Source organism: Polynucleobacter sp. MWH-UH25E (genome assembly GCF_018687095.1).
In the GTDB taxonomy this organism is placed as follows: Bacteria; Pseudomonadota; Gammaproteobacteria; order Burkholderiales; family Burkholderiaceae; genus Polynucleobacter.
In genome coordinates this window covers 280,660-297,146 of record NZ_CP061286.1, presented here as the reverse complement: position 1 = coordinate 297,146, position 16,487 = coordinate 280,660, and the positions used below count along the sequence as shown (strand labels likewise).

Annotated in this window: 20 protein-coding genes; 14 read left to right on the top strand and 6 right to left on the bottom strand. The window is 45.7% G+C overall.

What is annotated here, in order from left to right:
• Nucleotides 1–19: 19 nt before the first annotated feature.
• Both xerD and ICV39_RS01585 read right to left on the bottom strand, forming a co-directional pair.
• Nucleotides 20–955: a site-specific tyrosine recombinase XerD gene (gene xerD, locus ICV39_RS01590; RefSeq protein WP_215390166.1), complete on the bottom strand. Its 936-nt coding sequence runs from the start codon at nt 953–955 to the stop codon at nt 20–22.
• Nucleotides 948–1,433 carry a YajQ family cyclic di-GMP-binding protein gene (locus tag ICV39_RS01585; RefSeq protein ID WP_215390165.1) on the bottom strand — a complete coding sequence of 162 codons (486 nt, stop codon included), beginning with the start codon at nt 1,431–1,433 and terminating at the stop codon, nt 948–950. The genes xerD and ICV39_RS01585 overlap by 8 nt, the downstream gene beginning before the upstream one ends.
• A gap of 79 nt (nt 1,434–1,512) precedes the next feature.
• On the opposite strand from ICV39_RS01585, the gene murB reads away from it, so the two are divergent.
• On the top strand, nt 1,513–2,550 hold the full coding sequence (murB, locus tag ICV39_RS01580; protein WP_215390164.1) for a UDP-N-acetylmuramate dehydrogenase: 1,038 nt from the start codon (nt 1,513–1,515) through the stop codon (nt 2,548–2,550).
• A gap of 21 nt (nt 2,551–2,571) precedes the next feature.
• Here the strand turns inward: murB and ICV39_RS01575 are convergent, their stop codons facing one another.
• Both ICV39_RS01575 and xseA read right to left on the bottom strand, forming a co-directional pair.
• On the bottom strand, nt 2,572–3,621 hold the full coding sequence (locus tag ICV39_RS01575; RefSeq protein ID WP_215390163.1) for a GSU2403 family nucleotidyltransferase fold protein: 1,050 nt from the start codon (nt 3,619–3,621) through the stop codon (nt 2,572–2,574).
• 102 nt (nt 3,622–3,723) lie between these two features.
• Entirely contained in the window at nt 3,724–4,938 is a 1,215-nt protein-coding gene (gene xseA, locus ICV39_RS01570) for an exodeoxyribonuclease VII large subunit (RefSeq protein WP_215390162.1), read from the bottom strand.
• Nucleotides 4,939–5,252: 314 nt separating this feature from the next.
• On the opposite strand from xseA, the gene ICV39_RS01565 reads away from it, so the two are divergent.
• The 6 genes from ICV39_RS01565 (at nt 5,253) to adk (ending at nt 9,202) form a co-directional block, all read left to right on the top strand.
• Nucleotides 5,253–5,888, top strand: a complete 636-nt coding sequence (locus tag ICV39_RS01565; protein WP_215390161.1) for a MotA/TolQ/ExbB proton channel family protein — start codon at nt 5,253–5,255, stop codon at nt 5,886–5,888.
• Nucleotides 5,885–6,331, top strand: a complete 447-nt coding sequence (locus tag ICV39_RS01560) for a biopolymer transporter ExbD (protein ID WP_215390160.1) — start codon at nt 5,885–5,887, stop codon at nt 6,329–6,331. The genes ICV39_RS01565 and ICV39_RS01560 overlap by 4 nt, the downstream gene beginning before the upstream one ends.
• Nucleotides 6,332–6,333: 2 nt before the next feature.
• On the top strand, nt 6,334–7,419 hold the full coding sequence (gene lpxK, locus ICV39_RS01555) for a tetraacyldisaccharide 4'-kinase (protein WP_215390159.1): 1,086 nt from the start codon (nt 6,334–6,336) through the stop codon (nt 7,417–7,419).
• A 36-nt stretch (nt 7,420–7,455) separates the two neighbouring features.
• The gene (locus ICV39_RS01550; RefSeq protein WP_215390158.1) at nt 7,456–7,635 is read left to right on the top strand and encodes a Trm112 family protein; all 180 of its coding nucleotides are present in this window, start codon (nt 7,456–7,458) and stop codon (nt 7,633–7,635) included.
• 10 nt (nt 7,636–7,645) lie between these two features.
• Entirely contained in the window at nt 7,646–8,416 is a 771-nt protein-coding gene (kdsB, locus tag ICV39_RS01545; RefSeq protein WP_215390157.1) for a 3-deoxy-manno-octulosonate cytidylyltransferase, read from the top strand.
• A gap of 120 nt (nt 8,417–8,536) precedes the next feature.
• Nucleotides 8,537–9,202: an adenylate kinase gene (gene adk, locus ICV39_RS01540; RefSeq protein ID WP_215390156.1), complete on the top strand. Its 666-nt coding sequence runs from the start codon at nt 8,537–8,539 to the stop codon at nt 9,200–9,202.
• An 89-nt stretch (nt 9,203–9,291) separates the two neighbouring features.
• Here adk and nrdR read toward each other — a convergent pair whose 3' ends face one another.
• Nucleotides 9,292–9,738 carry a transcriptional regulator NrdR gene (nrdR, locus tag ICV39_RS01535; protein WP_068320514.1) on the bottom strand — a complete coding sequence of 149 codons (447 nt, stop codon included), beginning with the start codon at nt 9,736–9,738 and terminating at the stop codon, nt 9,292–9,294.
• A gap of 38 nt (nt 9,739–9,776) precedes the next feature.
• The gene (gene glyA / locus ICV39_RS01530) at nt 9,777–11,021 is read right to left on the bottom strand and encodes a serine hydroxymethyltransferase (protein ID WP_215390155.1); all 1,245 of its coding nucleotides are present in this window, start codon (nt 11,019–11,021) and stop codon (nt 9,777–9,779) included.
• Between the two features lie 94 nt (nt 11,022–11,115).
• Between glyA and tolQ the strand changes: the two genes are divergently transcribed.
• The 7 genes from tolQ (at nt 11,116) to queC (ending at nt 16,487) form a co-directional block, all read left to right on the top strand.
• The gene (gene tolQ, locus ICV39_RS01525) at nt 11,116–11,772 is read left to right on the top strand and encodes a protein TolQ (protein ID WP_215390154.1); all 657 of its coding nucleotides are present in this window, start codon (nt 11,116–11,118) and stop codon (nt 11,770–11,772) included.
• Nucleotides 11,773–11,783: 11 nt separating this feature from the next.
• Nucleotides 11,784–12,203 carry a protein TolR gene (gene tolR / locus ICV39_RS01520; RefSeq protein WP_215390153.1) on the top strand — a complete coding sequence of 140 codons (420 nt, stop codon included), beginning with the start codon at nt 11,784–11,786 and terminating at the stop codon, nt 12,201–12,203.
• Between the two features lie 141 nt (nt 12,204–12,344).
• Nucleotides 12,345–13,049 carry an energy transducer TonB gene (locus ICV39_RS01515; RefSeq protein WP_251372701.1) on the top strand — a complete coding sequence of 235 codons (705 nt, stop codon included), beginning with the start codon at nt 12,345–12,347 and terminating at the stop codon, nt 13,047–13,049.
• 12 nt (nt 13,050–13,061) lie between these two features.
• A complete protein-coding gene (gene tolB / locus ICV39_RS01510) occupies nt 13,062–14,372 on the top strand; it encodes a Tol-Pal system beta propeller repeat protein TolB (protein WP_215390151.1) in 1,311 nt (436 codons plus the stop codon).
• Between the two features lie 127 nt (nt 14,373–14,499).
• The gene (pal, locus tag ICV39_RS01505) at nt 14,500–15,003 is read left to right on the top strand and encodes a peptidoglycan-associated lipoprotein Pal (protein ID WP_215390150.1); all 504 of its coding nucleotides are present in this window, start codon (nt 14,500–14,502) and stop codon (nt 15,001–15,003) included.
• The gene (gene ybgF, locus ICV39_RS01500) at nt 15,004–15,735 is read left to right on the top strand and encodes a tol-pal system protein YbgF (protein WP_215390149.1); all 732 of its coding nucleotides are present in this window, start codon (nt 15,004–15,006) and stop codon (nt 15,733–15,735) included. It begins immediately after the preceding gene.
• Between the two features lie 14 nt (nt 15,736–15,749).
• Nucleotides 15,750–16,487 (top strand): 7-cyano-7-deazaguanine synthase QueC, encoded by a 738-nt coding sequence (gene queC, locus ICV39_RS01495; protein WP_215390148.1) that lies wholly within the window; start codon nt 15,750–15,752, stop codon nt 16,485–16,487.

The window sequence follows — 16,487 nt, the reverse complement described above, 5'->3', positions numbered from 1 at the left end:
ATGCTTTTCTCGTTTTGAGCTAAGTGCCACGAGGGTGGTGTTGCTGGTGAATCGATTTGAGGCGCTCTCTAGCAACATGGGTGTATATCTGCGTAGTGGATATGTCCGCGTGACCCAGCAATAGCTGTACCACCCTTAAATCTGCACCATGATTGAGTAAATGGGTTGCAAAGGCATGCCTCAGCGTATGCGGGGAAAGAGAAACCGGAATATTGGCAAGCGTCGCATAACGCTTAATCAGAGCCCAGAAAGCTTGTCTTGTCAGTGCGGTGCCGGTGTGGCGCCCTACAAATACTGCATCACTCGTTTTACCCTCTAATAATGGAGTACGAGCCTCGGCAAAATAACGTCTTAACCATTGCCCTGCTTCTGCACCAAAGGGAACGAGCCGCTCTTTACCCCCCTTGCCATTGACCACTCGTACCACGCCTTCATTTAAACCCAAAGCTACCGTCTTGAGAGAAACGATTTCTGAAACTCGTAAGCCACTTGCATACATTAGCTCTAACATCGTGCGGTCTCGCAAACCTAAAGGGGTTTGAATATCGGGCGCATTCAGCAAGGCAGTGACCTGATCTTCACTGAGCGTTTTAGGAAAACGTAAAGCTTGCTTTGCCGCTCGCAACCCAATGCAAGGGTCGTTCTTTACCAAATTCATGCGTAATGCATGACGATAAAAACGCTTAAAAACGGTAAGGCGTCGATTGGCAGTAGTTGCCTTATCAGCGCGACGGTGGGCTATATATGCCGTGAGATCTTTTTCTTGAACCGAATATAAATCCGCGCCTGACTGCTGGTATAGCCATTGGGCTAAGAGCAATAGATCCCTTCGGTAAGCTGACAAACTATTTTTTGATAGTCCATCTTCTAACCAGCAAGCATCACAAAAGCGTTCTATCGCCTCTTGGCTTGCTGGCGCTACCTTGGAGGAATCCCCAACTACATCATTAGTCACGGAAATTATTAAAGCCCAATGGTGCTTCGGTAACTTCTTTTTTTAATAAAGCCATAGTTGCTTGCAAGTCATCTCGCTTAGCTCCGGTGACACGCACAGCATCACCCTGAATACTTGCCTGCACTTTCAGTTTGCTATCTTTAATGATGCGCACCACTTTCTTAGAAAGGTCGGATGTAATCCCTTTCTGAATCTTCATGGTTTGCTTGCGCTTGTCTCCACCAATGGTTTCGGTCTTGTCGTCTTTTAAATAACGGACATCTACGTTACGTTTAGCCATCTTATTGATCAAGACATCACGCACTTGACCTAGCTTAAATTCATCATCAGCAAAGATGATCAATGCCTCATCTTTTTGCTCCACACGGCTATCTGAGCCCTTAAAGTCAAATCGATTGGTAATTTCTTTATTGGACTGCTCAATGGCATTTTTGAGCTCAACCATATCTGGTTCACAAACAACGTCAAATGAAGGCATCTTTTACTCCCTATCTAGTCAATTTCTTAATATCTTGCATTATCTGCGCTCTTGGCAAACATTCGAATAAGATTGTGGCATGAACTCCGCCCAAATTGCGACCCCCAAGCCATCACCAATACCCAATCTGAGTCTCAAAGGGCGCAATACCTTTGGTTTCGAAGTGTGTGCCGAGTTGGCCTATGAAATTACTTCTGCAGAGCAAATTCCAGTAGTGATGCAGGAGGTTTTGCGTCATCAATTACCTTGGCGCGCCCTAGGTGGCGGCAGTAATGTCATTTTGCCCAAGCTTTTACCCGGGGCAACTCTACTCATGAACATCGCTGGCCAGGAAATCATCTCCTCGGATGACAGTTCGGTTTTGATTGCTGTTGGAGGTGGTGTCAATTGGCATGAGTTTGTTGCTTGGACCCTAGAGCAAAATTTACCCGGCCTAGAAAATCTTGCGCTGATTCCAGGAACTGTAGGGGCTGCACCCATTCAAAACATAGGCGCGTATGGGGTTGAGATAGGCGATTACATTGAATCTGTGCAAGCTTTTGATGCTCACACCCAAACTTTTACCACCCTCACAAAAGAACAATGTCAGTTTGCTTATCGCGATAGCTACTTTAAGAGAAATCCGCATCGCTTTATTGTCACAAAGGTTACTTTTAGAATTCCCAAGCAATGGAAGGCGCGTATTCACTACGCTGATTTGCTAAAAGAGTTTTCGGGTAATTCTTCTCCGAGTCCAGAAGAAATTTTTCTAGCAGTTTGTAAGATTCGCACTCATAAACTACCTGACCCTAAGGTGATTGGTAATGCAGGTAGCTTCTTTCAGAACCCAATTATTCCCAATGAGCAATTTGAGACCCTTTTGCATAAATACCCAGAATTAGTTTCATACCCCGATGCTGCAGGTAAACGTAAGCTTGCTGCGGGTTGGTTAATTGATCAATGTGGCTTCAAAGGCCAGCGGATGGGCAATGTGGGTGTTTATGAAAATCAAGCCTTGGTGTTAGTCAACCATGGCAATGGAACAGCTCAAGATATCCTCGGTCTTGCGAGATGTATTCAAGAGAAAGTACATGATGAGTTCGGCGTCAAGTTAGAGATTGAGCCTAACGTCTTTTAGTCATCACAAAACTTCAATGAACTATGCCCTCGCGATATCCATTAACTCTGGATACCGCTTTAAAAGCGCAGTTTTGCCTTGATTTAATCGCTTTACCCAGCCTGGACCACGCGAAGCTGCATCTGCCCATGCATTTCTGATCAGATCGACATTGCCATTATCGAAAAGCACTTTAAGTATTGCTGCAGCCTGCCCTAAATCCTTATTAGCTTTGACTCTTTCGCTTACCGGTCGCTCAGCATAAACAATTAATTTATGAACGGCATAACGCTCTGGGGCAGGAATATTTACAATGCATGCCCCCTCTTTTGAGAGCAATACAGCCTGAGTTGTGTCTACCAGAGAAAACTCCATAAACTTTAGACACTCCAGAGCTAAACCCAATTCTGGCAAAACGACAGGGCCACCACCACGCGTTTGAGATGTTACAAAATCCAAACGTAATTCGGGGTCTTTGGGGTTGCGATACTGCGCCCCTGTTTTTCCAGAAAACTGCGCAATTGGTAATAAACCCATCTCCAAAGAGTTCAGCGCATCATGAACTGAAATTTTGACATTTGCACCAAGCGCAATAGAGACATTTTTACCCGCATGGGCAAAATCGACATCCATCGTGAGGTTAGAAGATCGCCACTGAACACCCAGCATATTTCCCATGGCAAGAAATGCATGCGTACCAATCAAAATTCCACCGGCCCGAAAAAACCCGTATTGCTCTAGACGGTTTACCACTCGAAAATGTTTTGTTAAGGTAGCTGTGCAACCAAGCGCTTCGGCAGATTTAGCCTGTCTTTTAATTTTTTCTAATAAGTCACTTGACTTAAATTCCTGATGTTTTTTGATTAATTCAAGGACGCGTTGATCTTCTGGACCCACATAAGCCATACGGCCAATACCATCGAGATCACGATAACCATAATAAATGTAAGACTTACCTTTTTGCATTTGCTTATGAAAAGCGCCCGGGAGCACCCTTAGCGAATCAATATTCTGAATGCGCAATTGGTCTTGCAGCTCTGCATAAGCCGTTTGCGCACCTAATGAAAGAGGGGTATAGAGAATCTCGCTCATGGCGTTATTATACATAAAATTATTTGTATAATAACCTTTGATAGACCCTTAGTAACTGTAAGCTAGATGCAGCCAGCGATCTAACAGACAAAATTCAGCCTTTCAGATATCCAATTCGATTTTTGACAACTCAATTTGCGCAGACCCCTCAGCTAACTGCACTTGATACGCATGGTTAACATGTAGCTCTTTGGGATTGCGCACAGCATGCATTTGGTCCTTTTTCTTACTCAAAATGACTGCATAACCTCTCTCAAGCGTTCTCTGAGGATTGAGCATCTCTAGCTGCGATTGGTAGTGTGATTGATTACGTTTCCAGTTCTCCATACGGACTGACCAAGCCTGATTAATACGCTGCTGTAGATTCATCATTTGTTCGCGCATACGATCAGGATTAGGTAATGCATGACTTAATCTCAATGCCAATTGATCTAGAGATTGTGCTTCACGCTCAACCCGTTGATTGATACGCTGCAAAAGTGCTTGCATGATAGCGTCGAGCTCTTGCAGCATTTGATCTCTGCGAGGCGCAGCCAACTCTGCAGCCCCTGTGGGCGTTGGGGCTCGCAGATCAGCCACAAAGTCTGCAATTGTGAAATCCGTCTCATGGCCAACGCCACTTACTACAGGAATACTGGAGCTTGCGATTGCATATGCTAGTTGTTCGTCATTAAAAGCCCACAAGTCTTCGATACTGCCGCCACCACGCACCAGCAAAATGACATCAACAGCATTCTCTTTTTCAGCAGCTTTGAGCGCAGCAATGATTCCCGCTGGTGCATCCGGTCCTTGTACTAATGTTGGATAAATCACAATGGGTATGTGAGGTGCACGTCTTGCCAATGTGCTGAGCACATCTTTTAATGCTGCAGCTTGTGGTGAAGTCAGAATGCCAATAGATCTGGGGTGTGATGGGATCTCTCGTTTGCGATCTTCATCGAATAAACCCTCTTTTGCTAGCTTAGCTTTGAGCTTCAGAAATGCTTCATACAAACCGCCCATACCTGCGCGGCGCAGAGTTTGAATGGTCAGCTGTATGTCGCCTCTAGGAACGTACATACTGAGATTGGCGCTGACTTCAACCAAATCGCCAGACTGGGGCATAAAGCCTACCTGGCCATTGCGACCTCGGAACATCACGCATCGAATTTGACCTTCTTCATCTTTAAGAGAGAAGTACCAATGTCCGCTGTCATAAGCCTTGAAGTTGGAAATCTCCCCACTTACCCAAACCGTATCAAAGCGATCCTCCAAAGAGGCCGCAATGGCACGGTTGAGATCGCCAACAGAAAGGATTTCCCTAGATATATCCGACATTTTTTCTTTTAACTCCCTAAATCATCAGGCTTTGAGGGTAATAAATATCCACAGAAGCTGATTGGCTCTAGGTTGAATAATCATAAGTAAGCAGTTACTGACCCGAAACGTCTCATAAATACTACAGTTAATTTACAAGCCTTTGATTTATATAATAAAAATACTCAGCCATCATAAGGTGTTTTGATGAGGTTTACACCGCTTCCACCATCAATCAATGACTTAGCTTGCCCCCACGAAAAAGTTTTGCACAGAGTTATCCACAGGCAAGCTTTATAAGAAGGGTCCAATAATTCAGCTAAAGTACTGAGCTTATGTACTCCATCTTACTATCTGCTGGCTGGCCTATTTGGCCCCTTTTAATCCTCTCAATCATCGGTTTAGCCATTGTGATTGAGCGAACTTGGTATCTGAGACAAGTTCATATTTTTCCAACTGGCACACTAGAAACAGCGTTTTCCCTTTGCAATCAATTGCTTGGCCAAAAATCCATTGCCAATGAGCAAATTACGCAATTAACCCAACTCTCTCCTGCAAGCCCATTACTTGCTTGTGCTCTGCGGGAAAAATCCGCTGATAACAACGCACAGTCAGCTTTGGAAGAGCTGCAAGCGGTGGCACAAAGTACTTGGCTCAAATTTGATCGCTACCTCGGTGTGCTAGCGACAATCGCAACCATCGCGCCCTTGTTAGGCTTATTTGGCACCGTTGTCGGCATGATTGAGATCTTTGGCAGCCAAGGTGCTGTCAATGGAGCAGGCAGCCCTCAACAACTTGCTCATGGCATTTCTGTTGCGCTATACAACACTGCATTTGGTTTGCTGATTGCTATTCCAGCATTAGCGAGCTGGCGCGCATTGCGTGCCATTGCCAACCAACGTCAACGTGAGTGTGAAGAATTCACACGCCAACTATTTAAAAAACTTTATCCCACTGAATCTAACTCATGAGTTGGTTGCAAACACACTCGAAATCTGGAAATTCATTTTCCTTAGGAACAAATTCTGTTTCTACTGAACCAGAAATTAATCTCATTCCATTTATCGATGTGTTGTTAGTGGTATTGATCTTTTTAATGATCTCCACAACCTTTACACGCTACCAAGAACTGGCTATTACCTTGCCAACAGCTAGTGGCAGCGAGTCACAAGCAGAAAGTAAACAAGTGCACATTGCTGTCAGCCGTGATGGGCGTTTTGCGATCAATGGCAAGGTAACAGACCCATCTCAGTTAAGTAACGCTCTAGCCCAACTGAGCAACAAAGACAGCAACCTTCAGGTCAATATCGATGCAGATGCAAAAGCACCTCATCAATCTGTGATGACAGCCCTAGAAGCAGCGCGCGATGCAAACCTTTCAAATGTCGTCTTTAGTAGTCAGACAAAAAAGTAGCTATGGCTTTCTCTTTTTTTCGTAAAGCCCCCAGTTTTTGGGAGAGGCGCGGCCCCACCGGCCTAATACTATGGCCCCTGTCCTGGCTCTTTGGCATGATTTTGCGTATTCGCAAAATCATTCACGATTTAGATATCGGCAACGCTAAACCTGCGCCAGTTCCCATCATTATCGTGGGCAATATTCGAGTTGGCGGAACTGGCAAAACTCCAATCGTGATTGCGCTGGCGCAACAGCTATCTGAGCTAGGCTGGAAACCCGGAATCATTAGTAGAGGCTATGGGTCATCTCTACAAACTTCGCCGCTTCAAGTAAACACTGATTCAGACCCGTTAGTTGTTGGTGATGAACCCGTTTTAATTGCAAAACGCACTCACAATCAATTTCCAATTTGGGTTTTTCCCAAGCGTAATGACAGCATTCAGGCTTTACTGAAACATTCTCCTGAGGTGAATGTGATTATTAGCGATGATGGCTTGCAACACCGCGGACTAGTTCGCTGGCCAGCCCGGGAAGGTGGGCGCGACGTAGAGTTAGTCGTTCGAGATAGTCGTGGTGAAGGCAATCGCTTTCTATTGCCTGCAGGCCCCCTGCGCGAACCCGCTACTCGTGAGCGTGATGCCACACTCTTTACCAGCCTAGCCAGAGACCTAAAAGCAGCACCTAGCGATGAATACTTCTTAGGTCGTCGAGCTTTTTATTTATCCAGTCAATTGGGTACACCATACCAATTGATCAACCCTGCAAATACTCAATCATTCGAACAGATTGCCGAGCAATTTTTACCAAAGAACATCACTGCAGTTGCGGGACTTGGAAATCCAAATCGCTTTTTTGATGACATAGCAAAACATGGCATCTCCAGCAAAAATATTCCGTTACCAGATCATGCTACTTTCACGCCCGAGTTTTTCAACGCCATCAAGGCACAATGCATTTTGATCACCGAAAAAGATGCGGTGAAGTGCTCTGGCATCTCTGATGAGCGGATTTGGGTTGCCCCAATGTCATTACGATTATCTGAAAATCTGATGGATTGGCTGCAATCCATTTTGCAAAGGCCCGACCCACGTCGCTATACTCTCTAATAGATCCCTACCTATTGACCCATTATTGAAATCATTATGGACAAGCGACTACTCGATATCCTGGTTTGCCCCCTGTGTAAAAGCCAATTGCATTTAGATCCTGAAAAACAGGAGCTGATTTGCAAAGCGGATCGCCTTGCCTACCCTATTCGTGATGACGTTCCGGTGATGCTAGTAGAAGAGGCGCGAAGTTTGAGCGCCGATGAAATTCTTTAAGTACTTACATATGAGCGCATCTGCAGCCCCAGATTTTTTGGTTGTCATACCAGCTAGACTCGCCTCTACACGACTACCTCGCAAGCCTCTTGCAAATATTGGTGGCAAACCCATGGTTGTGCGAGTTGCAGAGCAAGCCAAAAAATCCTTAGCGCAAAGCGTGGTGGTTGCAACAGATTCTCCTGAGATTCAAGCGGTATGCGATGAGTATCGTATTGAATGTTTACTCACTAGCGAAAATCACCCAACTGGTACAGACCGTCTTGCTGAAGTAGCCCATTTACTCAAATTACCGAATAATGCTTTAGTAGTAAATGTGCAAGGTGATGAACCACTCATTCCACCAGAACTTATTAATCAAGTTGCTCAAACTTTATCGGATCATGCAGAGTGCGCTATTTCAACGGTTGCCGTACGAATCGATGATGAAGCAGAAATCCAAAATCCGAATGTTGTTAAGGTAGTTTTGAATCGGTCTGGTGAAGCATTGTATTTTTCAAGAGCAGCCATTCCATTTGTTCGGGATGCTGATAAAGAGCATAAAAATAGCCCTGTCACACACTTACGCCATTTGGGTATCTATGCCTATCGTGCTGAATTTTTGCAGGCTTATACCCGTCTAGATCCAGCGCCGCCAGAACAAGCAGAAGCGCTAGAGCAACTCAGAGCGCTTTGGAATGGGTACCGTATTGCAGTTCACATATCAGATCAAGCCCCACCAGTTGGCGTTGATACACCAGAGGACCTAGAACGCGTTCGAATCGCATTTAATGCCTCCTAGACCCCGATTACCCCTCAGAATTTGGGGTTCTAGAGAGTTTCTCGGGGATAATCCTAAGAACCATATATCAATGATCCCGACAAAATACGGGACAATGTCAGCTCTTCTAAGGGGAAAACAATGCGGTTGATTCTGCTCGGTGCACCGGGTGCTGGTAAAGGCACACAAGCTCAATTTATTTGTGAAAAATTTGGTATTCCACAAATTTCTACTGGCGACATGTTGCGCGCTGCAGTGAAAGCGGGAACTGAGCTCGGCGTTGCCGCTAAAAAAATTATGGATGCTGGCGGCTTGGTTTCCGATGACATCATCATTGGCTTGGTGAAAGACCGTCTGACTCAACCTGATTGCGGCAAAGGTTATTTGTTTGATGGTTTTCCAAGAACCATTCCTCAGGCACAAGCTATGAAAGATGCTGGTGTACCGATTGATTACGTTTTAGAAATCGATGTGCCATTCGATGCCATCATTGATCGCATGAGTGGCCGTCGCGTTCACCCTGCCTCAGGTCGCACCTATCACGTCAAATTCAATCCACCAAAAGTGGAAGGTAAAGATGATGTTACTGGTGAGCCCCTCATTCAGCGTGATGATGACAAAGAAGAAACCGTTCGCAAGCGTTTGCAGGTTTACGATAGCCAAACGCGCCCACTGGTTGAGTACTATTCATCATGGGCTGCCCAAGCGAGTCCCACTGACAAAGTGAAAGCGCCAGCTTATAGAAAAGTGAATGGTACCGGTAGCGTTGAAGACATTACAACTTCTATCTTTGCGGTATTGAAATAATTTTTAGTTCAAACGCCTTGCAAATAAAAAAGACTGCAATTGCAGTCTTTTTTACTGTCGATATAAACAAGCACTTCAAACAAGAGGGCTTACTTCAGTTCTTTAAGGGCGCTCTCAAAAGACTCAATATCGGCAAAGCTTCGATATACAGAAGCAAATCGAATATAAGCAACCTTATCAAGTCGCTTGAGCTCGCGCATCACCAACTCACCGACACGCTCACTCGGAATTTCTTTTTCACCCAAGCTAAGCAGTTTTTCCTCAATGCGAGCAATAGACTCATCAACAGAATCTGACGAAACAGGGCGCTTTCTAAGAGCAAGCTTTAGTGAGCTTGCCAACTTATCGTGGCTGTATTCAACGCGACTGCCATTCTTTTTAACGATTGCAGGTAGGGCCAGTTCAACCCGCTCATAAGTCGTAAAACGCTTATCGCACTTGGCACAACGGCGACGGCGGCGAATGGTATCCCCCTCGTCAGATACCCGGGTATCTAGAACCTGGGTATCGTCATTATGGCAAAAAGGGCAGCGCATTCGTTATTGATTATTGTTACTTGCTGTTACTTATTAAGTTAACCGTAAACAGGGAAGCGCTTAGTTAACTCTGCAACTTGCGCACGCACTTTGGCAATATTGCCAGGATCATTTGGATTATCCAAAACGTCCGCAATGAAATTACCCACCTGTCTTGCTTCAGCTTCTTTAAATCCACGCGTTGTCATCGCTGGTGATCCCAAACGAATACCACTAGTGACCATTGGCTTCTCTGGATCATTCGGAATACCGTTTTTGTTACAAGTGATATGAGCCTCGCCTAGAACACGTTCAGCTTCTTTACCGGTCATGTTCTTTGCACGCAAATCTACCAACATCACATGAGAATCTGTGCCGCCAGAAACAATACGTAAGCCGCGAGAGATTAAGGTCTCTGCCAATGCTTTTGCATTTGCAACAACTTGCTTTTGATAATCCTTAAAGCCTGGCTCTGCTGCTTCTTTGAAAGCCACCGCTTTAGCAGCAATCACGTGCATCAATGGGCCGCCTTGCAAGCCTGGGAAGACTGCAGAGTTAATTGCCTTCTCATGCTCAGCCTTCATCAAGATGATGCCACCACGTGGGCCGCGCAAGCTCTTGTGAGTAGTGGAAGTCACGATATCCGCATGTGGCACTGGATTTGGATACACGCCTGCAGCAACCAAACCTGCATAGTGCGCCATATCCACCATAAAGATCGCGCCCACTTCTTTGGCTAATTTACCAATGCGCTCAAAGTCAATTTTTTTGGAGTAAGCAGATGCGCCTGCAATGATCAATTTGGGTTTGTGCTCACGAGCCAAACGCTCCATTTGCTCATAATCAATTTCTTCATTTTTATCCAAGCCGTATGCGATTGGGTTAAACCACTTGCCACTCATGTTCAATGCCATACCGTGAGTCAAGTGACCACCTTCAGCCAAACTCATTCCCATAAAGGTATCGCCTGGTTTTAGGAACGCCAAGAAAACTGCTTGGTTTGCGGAAGCGCCGCAATGGGGTTGCACGTTTGCCGCTTCAGCACCAAACAAAGCTTTCACGCGATCAATCGCTAACTGCTCCGCAACGTCCACGAATTCACAGCCACCGTAGTAACGCTTGCCTGGATAGCCTTCAGCATATTTATTGGTTAATTGAGAGCCTTGAGCTGCCATAACCGCTGGAGAGGTGTAGTTCTCAGAAGCAATCAGCTCAATATGGTCTTCTTGACGCTTGTTTTCATTCTGGATGGCTTCCCATAACTGGGGGTCTATTTTGGCTAAGGTGTTTTGGCGGTCAAACATGATAGAAATCCTAGGGTGTTGAGTAATGAACTAACTAAGAATTGGGTTATTCCATTAAGTAAGTAAAATCAACCTACATCATACAAAATCCGCCATGACTACTACACAAGACCTTTCTTTTCTATCCCTAGTCCTCAACGCCAGCCTATTAGTACAGTTGGTAATGGTGTTATTAATGGGGATGTCTATAGCCTCTTGGACCATTATTTTTAAGAAAACCGCGATTTTGCGGGGGGTTCGCCAAGATACGGACCGTTTTGAGCGAGATTTCTGGTCTGGTGGCGACCTCAATACCCTTCTGGAGGCAGCCCAACGCAATACTCGTAGCGATGCCGTGCTGGAGCACATCTTCGAAGCCGGCATGCAAGAGTTCATGAAAGTTCATGAAATCGATGCTGCTCGCAGGGCAATGAAAGCCACCTACCAAAGAGAGATGGATGCATTGGAAGCGAATTTGCCATTTTTGGCTTCAGTTGGCTCTGTCTCTCCTTACATCGGCCTCTTTGGCACAGTATGGGGAATCATGCACTCTTTCCGCGGTTTAGCAAACGTACAAAATGCAACGCTCTCTGCAGTTGCCCCTGGTATTGCTGAAGCCTTGATTGCAACTGCGATTGGTTTATTTGCAGCGATTCCGGCGGTGGTTGCTTACAACCGTGCAGCAACCGATGTAGATCGTCTAGCGATTCGTTTTGAAACTTTCATTGAAGAGTTCACTAACATCTTGCAACGTCAAACGGCGGGTCGCTAAGGAGTATCAGCATGGCTAGCTCTTCCCTGCGCAACTCCAAACGTCGCGCCAAAGCTGAGATCAATGTAGTTCCCTACATTGATGTGATGCTAGTGTTGCTTGTGATCTTTATGGTCACTGCTCCCATGGTGAATCCAGGTGTAGTTAATCTTCCCACTGTTGGTGGCGCTAAAGTGCAAGCATTACCACCCATCTTTTTAACTATCGATGCCAATGAAAACGTCATCGTGCGTAAAGATGGTGAACCCGTTCAAACGCTCACTCCATTTGAACTAGGGGCCTTTGCTAGAACACAAGCCGAGAAATCAGCCGATCAACCCGTTGTGCTTGCTGCAGATAAATCCATTAAGTACGAGACTGTAATGAATGTCATGTCTAAGCTCAAAGAAAATGGCGTCAAACGCGTTGGCCTTGCGGTCAAGAGCCAGTAGGACTTTGGCCTATTTCAGCCATTTCATTTGCCCATGAATAGCGCAGCCACTTTTCAATCATCTCCCTCGCCATTCAAGCGGGGACGGTTGACCAAGCAAGAGAGCACGAAACGCGCCTTTACATTTTCGCTAATAGCACATTTGGGATTACTCGCTTTTTTAGTCATTGGCATCAGTTGGAATAACTCCACGCCATCTGGTGTTGAGGTAGAACTTTGGGACTCCACTCCTCAAGTTGAAACACCGCCAGAACCTGAAGTAAAAACAGTGGTTAAGGAAGAAGCTGCTGAGATTGCCATCAAGAAAAAGAAGGTAGAAAAAGAGCCGCCAAAGAAAGAGGTAGTCAAAGAAAAACCAAAAGCGGTAAAGCCTCCTCCACCTAAAGAAAAAGAGCAGCCAAAGAAAGTAGAGCCAGCCAAAAAGGTTGAAGCAAAATCACCGACGGAAACAAAAGCTAATGCTGCTGCAGAAAAAGTTCGTGCTGATCAATTGGCTAGACTCAGAGCTGCCGCCGGAGCTGAAGGGGGTAGTGGAGGCACATCAGGTAGCGGTGTTGGTGGCGGCGGAAACGCACCCCCTGGCTGGACAGACAAAGTGATTAAGAAGGTAAAGCCGCTGATTGTTTTCAATCCAGAATCCGTTTCCGGAAATCCAGCAGCCGTGATACAAGTGAATCTCGCACCTGATGGCGCAATTCTGAGCACCAGCGTTCTCACCTCCAGCGGTATTCCCGCCTGGGATCGCGCTGTTCTTCTAGCCCTGTCTCGTGCGGAGAGTCTGCCAAAAGACGACAATGGCAAAATTCCACAACGCGAAGTAAAACTGACCTTTAAACCCAAGGACTAAGAAGGCTATAGCATGCTGCAGTTATTCAAAAAAATGATTCGTAAATCTAATTTGCTTGGTATCGCAATTGCTATTTCGACTTTTAGCTTGATCAGTCCAGCCCTTGCGCAAATGAATATTGAAATTACCGGCGTGGGCCAGTCTCTCTACCCTATCGCAGTCATGCGCTTTAAAGATGAAACAAAACTGCCAACCAGCGTTACAGAAATTATTCGTCAAGACTTAGCTCGTAGCGGTTACTTCAAGAACACTGAAAACGGTAATGCTGTTGAAGGTGATGACGGCACACCCAATTACAAATCATGGGCTGCTCGTGGTGCTGATGCACTAGTAGTTGGTTCAGTCGTGCAAACAGGTAATGGCCAGTTTGAAATTCATTACAAATTATTTGATATTCGTAAATCGCAGAGTCTAGGTGGACTCAATATCAACTCTAGCGCGGATAACTTACGCGCAGCCGCACACAAAATTGCCGATGACATTATTTATAAATTACTAGGCGAGCGGGGCGTCTTCTCCACTCGCTTGTCCTACGTCATTAAAGAGGGTAAGCGCTATCGCCTGGTGATCTCTGATGCAGATGGTCAAAATATTCGTAACGCGATGAATAGTGGCGAGCCAATTATTTCTCCATCGTGGTCACCTGATGGTAAGAAAGTAGCTTATGTTTCTTTTGAAGATCGCAAACCAGTCATCTACGTTCATGAACTAGCTACTGGTCGCCGTATTTCCCTCTCTAACCAAAAAGGCAATAACAGTGCTCCCGCTTGGTCACCCGATGGTAAGAAATTAGCGATCTCATTATCGAAAGATGGCAATACCCAAATCTATGGCATCAATGCTGATGGCACTGGATTACATCGCTTAACTCGCGGCAATACCATTGATACCGAACCACAATATTCTGCAGACGGTCGCTATATTTATTTCACGAGTGATCGCGGTGGTAATCCGCAGATCTATCGTATGAGCGCTGATGGAGAGCAAGTAGAGGGCGCTAAACGCGTCACCTTTAAACAAGGCTTCGTGACCTCTCCTCGAATCTCACCAGATGGAAAATACTTAGCCTATATCGCCAATGTTGGTGGCGCATATCGTTTGTATATTCTGAACCTTGCTACCGGTGATGCTCAAGCATTAACCGACGGCACCACCGATGAATCTCCATCCTTTGCGGCCAACGGCCGTTATGTGCTGTATTCAACCAAGGTCAACGGTAAGCGCGTCTTAGCCGCGGTATCGGTTGATGGCAATTCCAAGCAAGTACTGAGTATTCCGGGATCTGATGTCCGTCAGCCATCCTGGGGCCCTTTCATGGACTAAAACACCTTTTTTGAAGGTGAAATACGCATTTTGGATGCTCTTGGGGGCATAATATTAACCATTGGCATATGCCCCCCCCTGAATTACATATCAACTTCATCACAGAGTTTGTAGGAAAAGGAAAATCATGACAGTTTCTACCACACGCCGTGCAGCAACCCTAGCCATCATTAGTATTACTGCGTTCTTAATGGCGGCTTGTTCAAGCGTGAAGTTAGACGACACCGATGGCGCTAACGGAGCTGGTGGTAGCGGAAGCTTTGGCTCGCAGCCATGGAACGATCCTAAGAGCCCACTCTTTGAAAAGAGTGTTTACTTTGGATTTGATGAGTACACAGTACAAACCAAATATCAAAAGATGCTTTCTGCTCATGCTAGCTACTTAAAAGCCAACCCAAATCAAAAGATCATTATTCAAGGTAATACCGATGATCGCGGTACCGCTGAGTACAACCTGGCACTAGGCCAACGTCGTTCCGATGCCGTTCGTAAATCATTGAACTTGATGGGTGTATCAGACAATCAAATGGAAGCCGTCAGCTTTGGTAAAGAAAAACCTAGAGCGGAAGGTGATAACGAAGCAGCCTGGGCAGAAAATCGCCGCGCTGATATTGTGTACATTGCAAACTAAATGAATAGCTCTTCACTCATCATCAAACAAACGCTCTCACGAGCGTTTTGTTTAAGTGCCGCCCTATTTTGCTTATGCGCTTCTAATAGTGCTTGGGCGCTATTCTCAGACGATGAGGCTCGCAAAGCCATTTTGGATTTGCGTAAGTCACTAGCTACCACTCAACTTGAGCTCCAAAGCCAGATCGACAAACTCAAAACTGAGAATGCAGAGCTACGAGGAAAAGTGGAAGAGCTTGAGAAGCAGAGTGAAGACATTTCGACCAGTCAGAAAACTTACTACCAAGATCTCGATACACGCTTAGGTAATTTTGAGCCACGTACAGTTACGATCGAAGGCGTGAGTGGCACCGTCCAGCCTGGTGAAAAGAAAGCTTACGATGATGCATTGAAAGCATTCCAGGCAGGCAATCTAAAAAAGGCTGAAGATGGTTTTGCTGCTTTCACTGCCAAATACCCTAAGAGCCCATATTTGCCTCTCGCACTTTACTGGAGTGGTAATAGCAAGTATGCCAATAAGGATTACGCTGGGGCCATCAGCCAATTACAAAGTTTGATTAAGAAATACCCAAACCATCCGCGCATTCCTGCAGCGATGGTTACTTTGGGAAATTCTCAACTAGAAAGTGGCAACAAAGCAGCCGCCAAAAAAACCTTTAGTGACATTATTGCTAAATATCCAGATACTGAAGCAGCGAAAGATGCTCAACAGCTTCTAGCTGCTACAAAGTAGACACTTACGCCTTCATGTCTAAGCTGTCTGCCGCTTTTGAGAATCTTGCACCACGTAAACTAGGCGCACCTGCAGTCATTCTCTTTTCAGGTGGTCTAGACTCCACAACCGTCCTAGCGCTTGCTAAAGATTTAGGCTACACACCCTATGCGCTTTCAGTAGGTTATGGACAGCGTCACTCCTCTGAACTGGCTGCAGCAAAACACATTGCGAAACAAGTGGGTGTGGCTCGTCATGAAGTAGTGAATTTAGATTTGACCCGTTTCGGTGGGTCAGCCTTAACAGATGCCTCTATTGCAGTGCCGATCACCCCCGGAAAAGATCAAGAGATCCCTGTGACTTATGTGCCTGCACGCAACACGATTTTGCTGTCACTTGCCTTGGGCTGGGCAGAAGCACTTGGCGGACTAGATATTTTCTATGGCGCAAACTCGGTAGATTACTCAGGCTACCCAGATTGTCGCCCCGAATATGTACGCTCTTTTGAGGCAATGGCCAACTTAGCCACTAAGGCTGGGGTAGAAGCTTCCAATAATGAAAACCGTTTCCGTGTACATGCACCCATCATTAACCTCACCAAAGCAGAAATTATTCAGCTAGGCAACTCGCTTGGGGTTGATTACTCACAAACTGTATCTTGCTATCAAGCAAACGATTTAGGTGAGGCTTGTGGCGAATGTGAATCTTGCCGCTTAAGGCAGGCTGGATTTAAGCAGGCTAATGTGAGCGATCCAACTCGTTATCGCAAATAA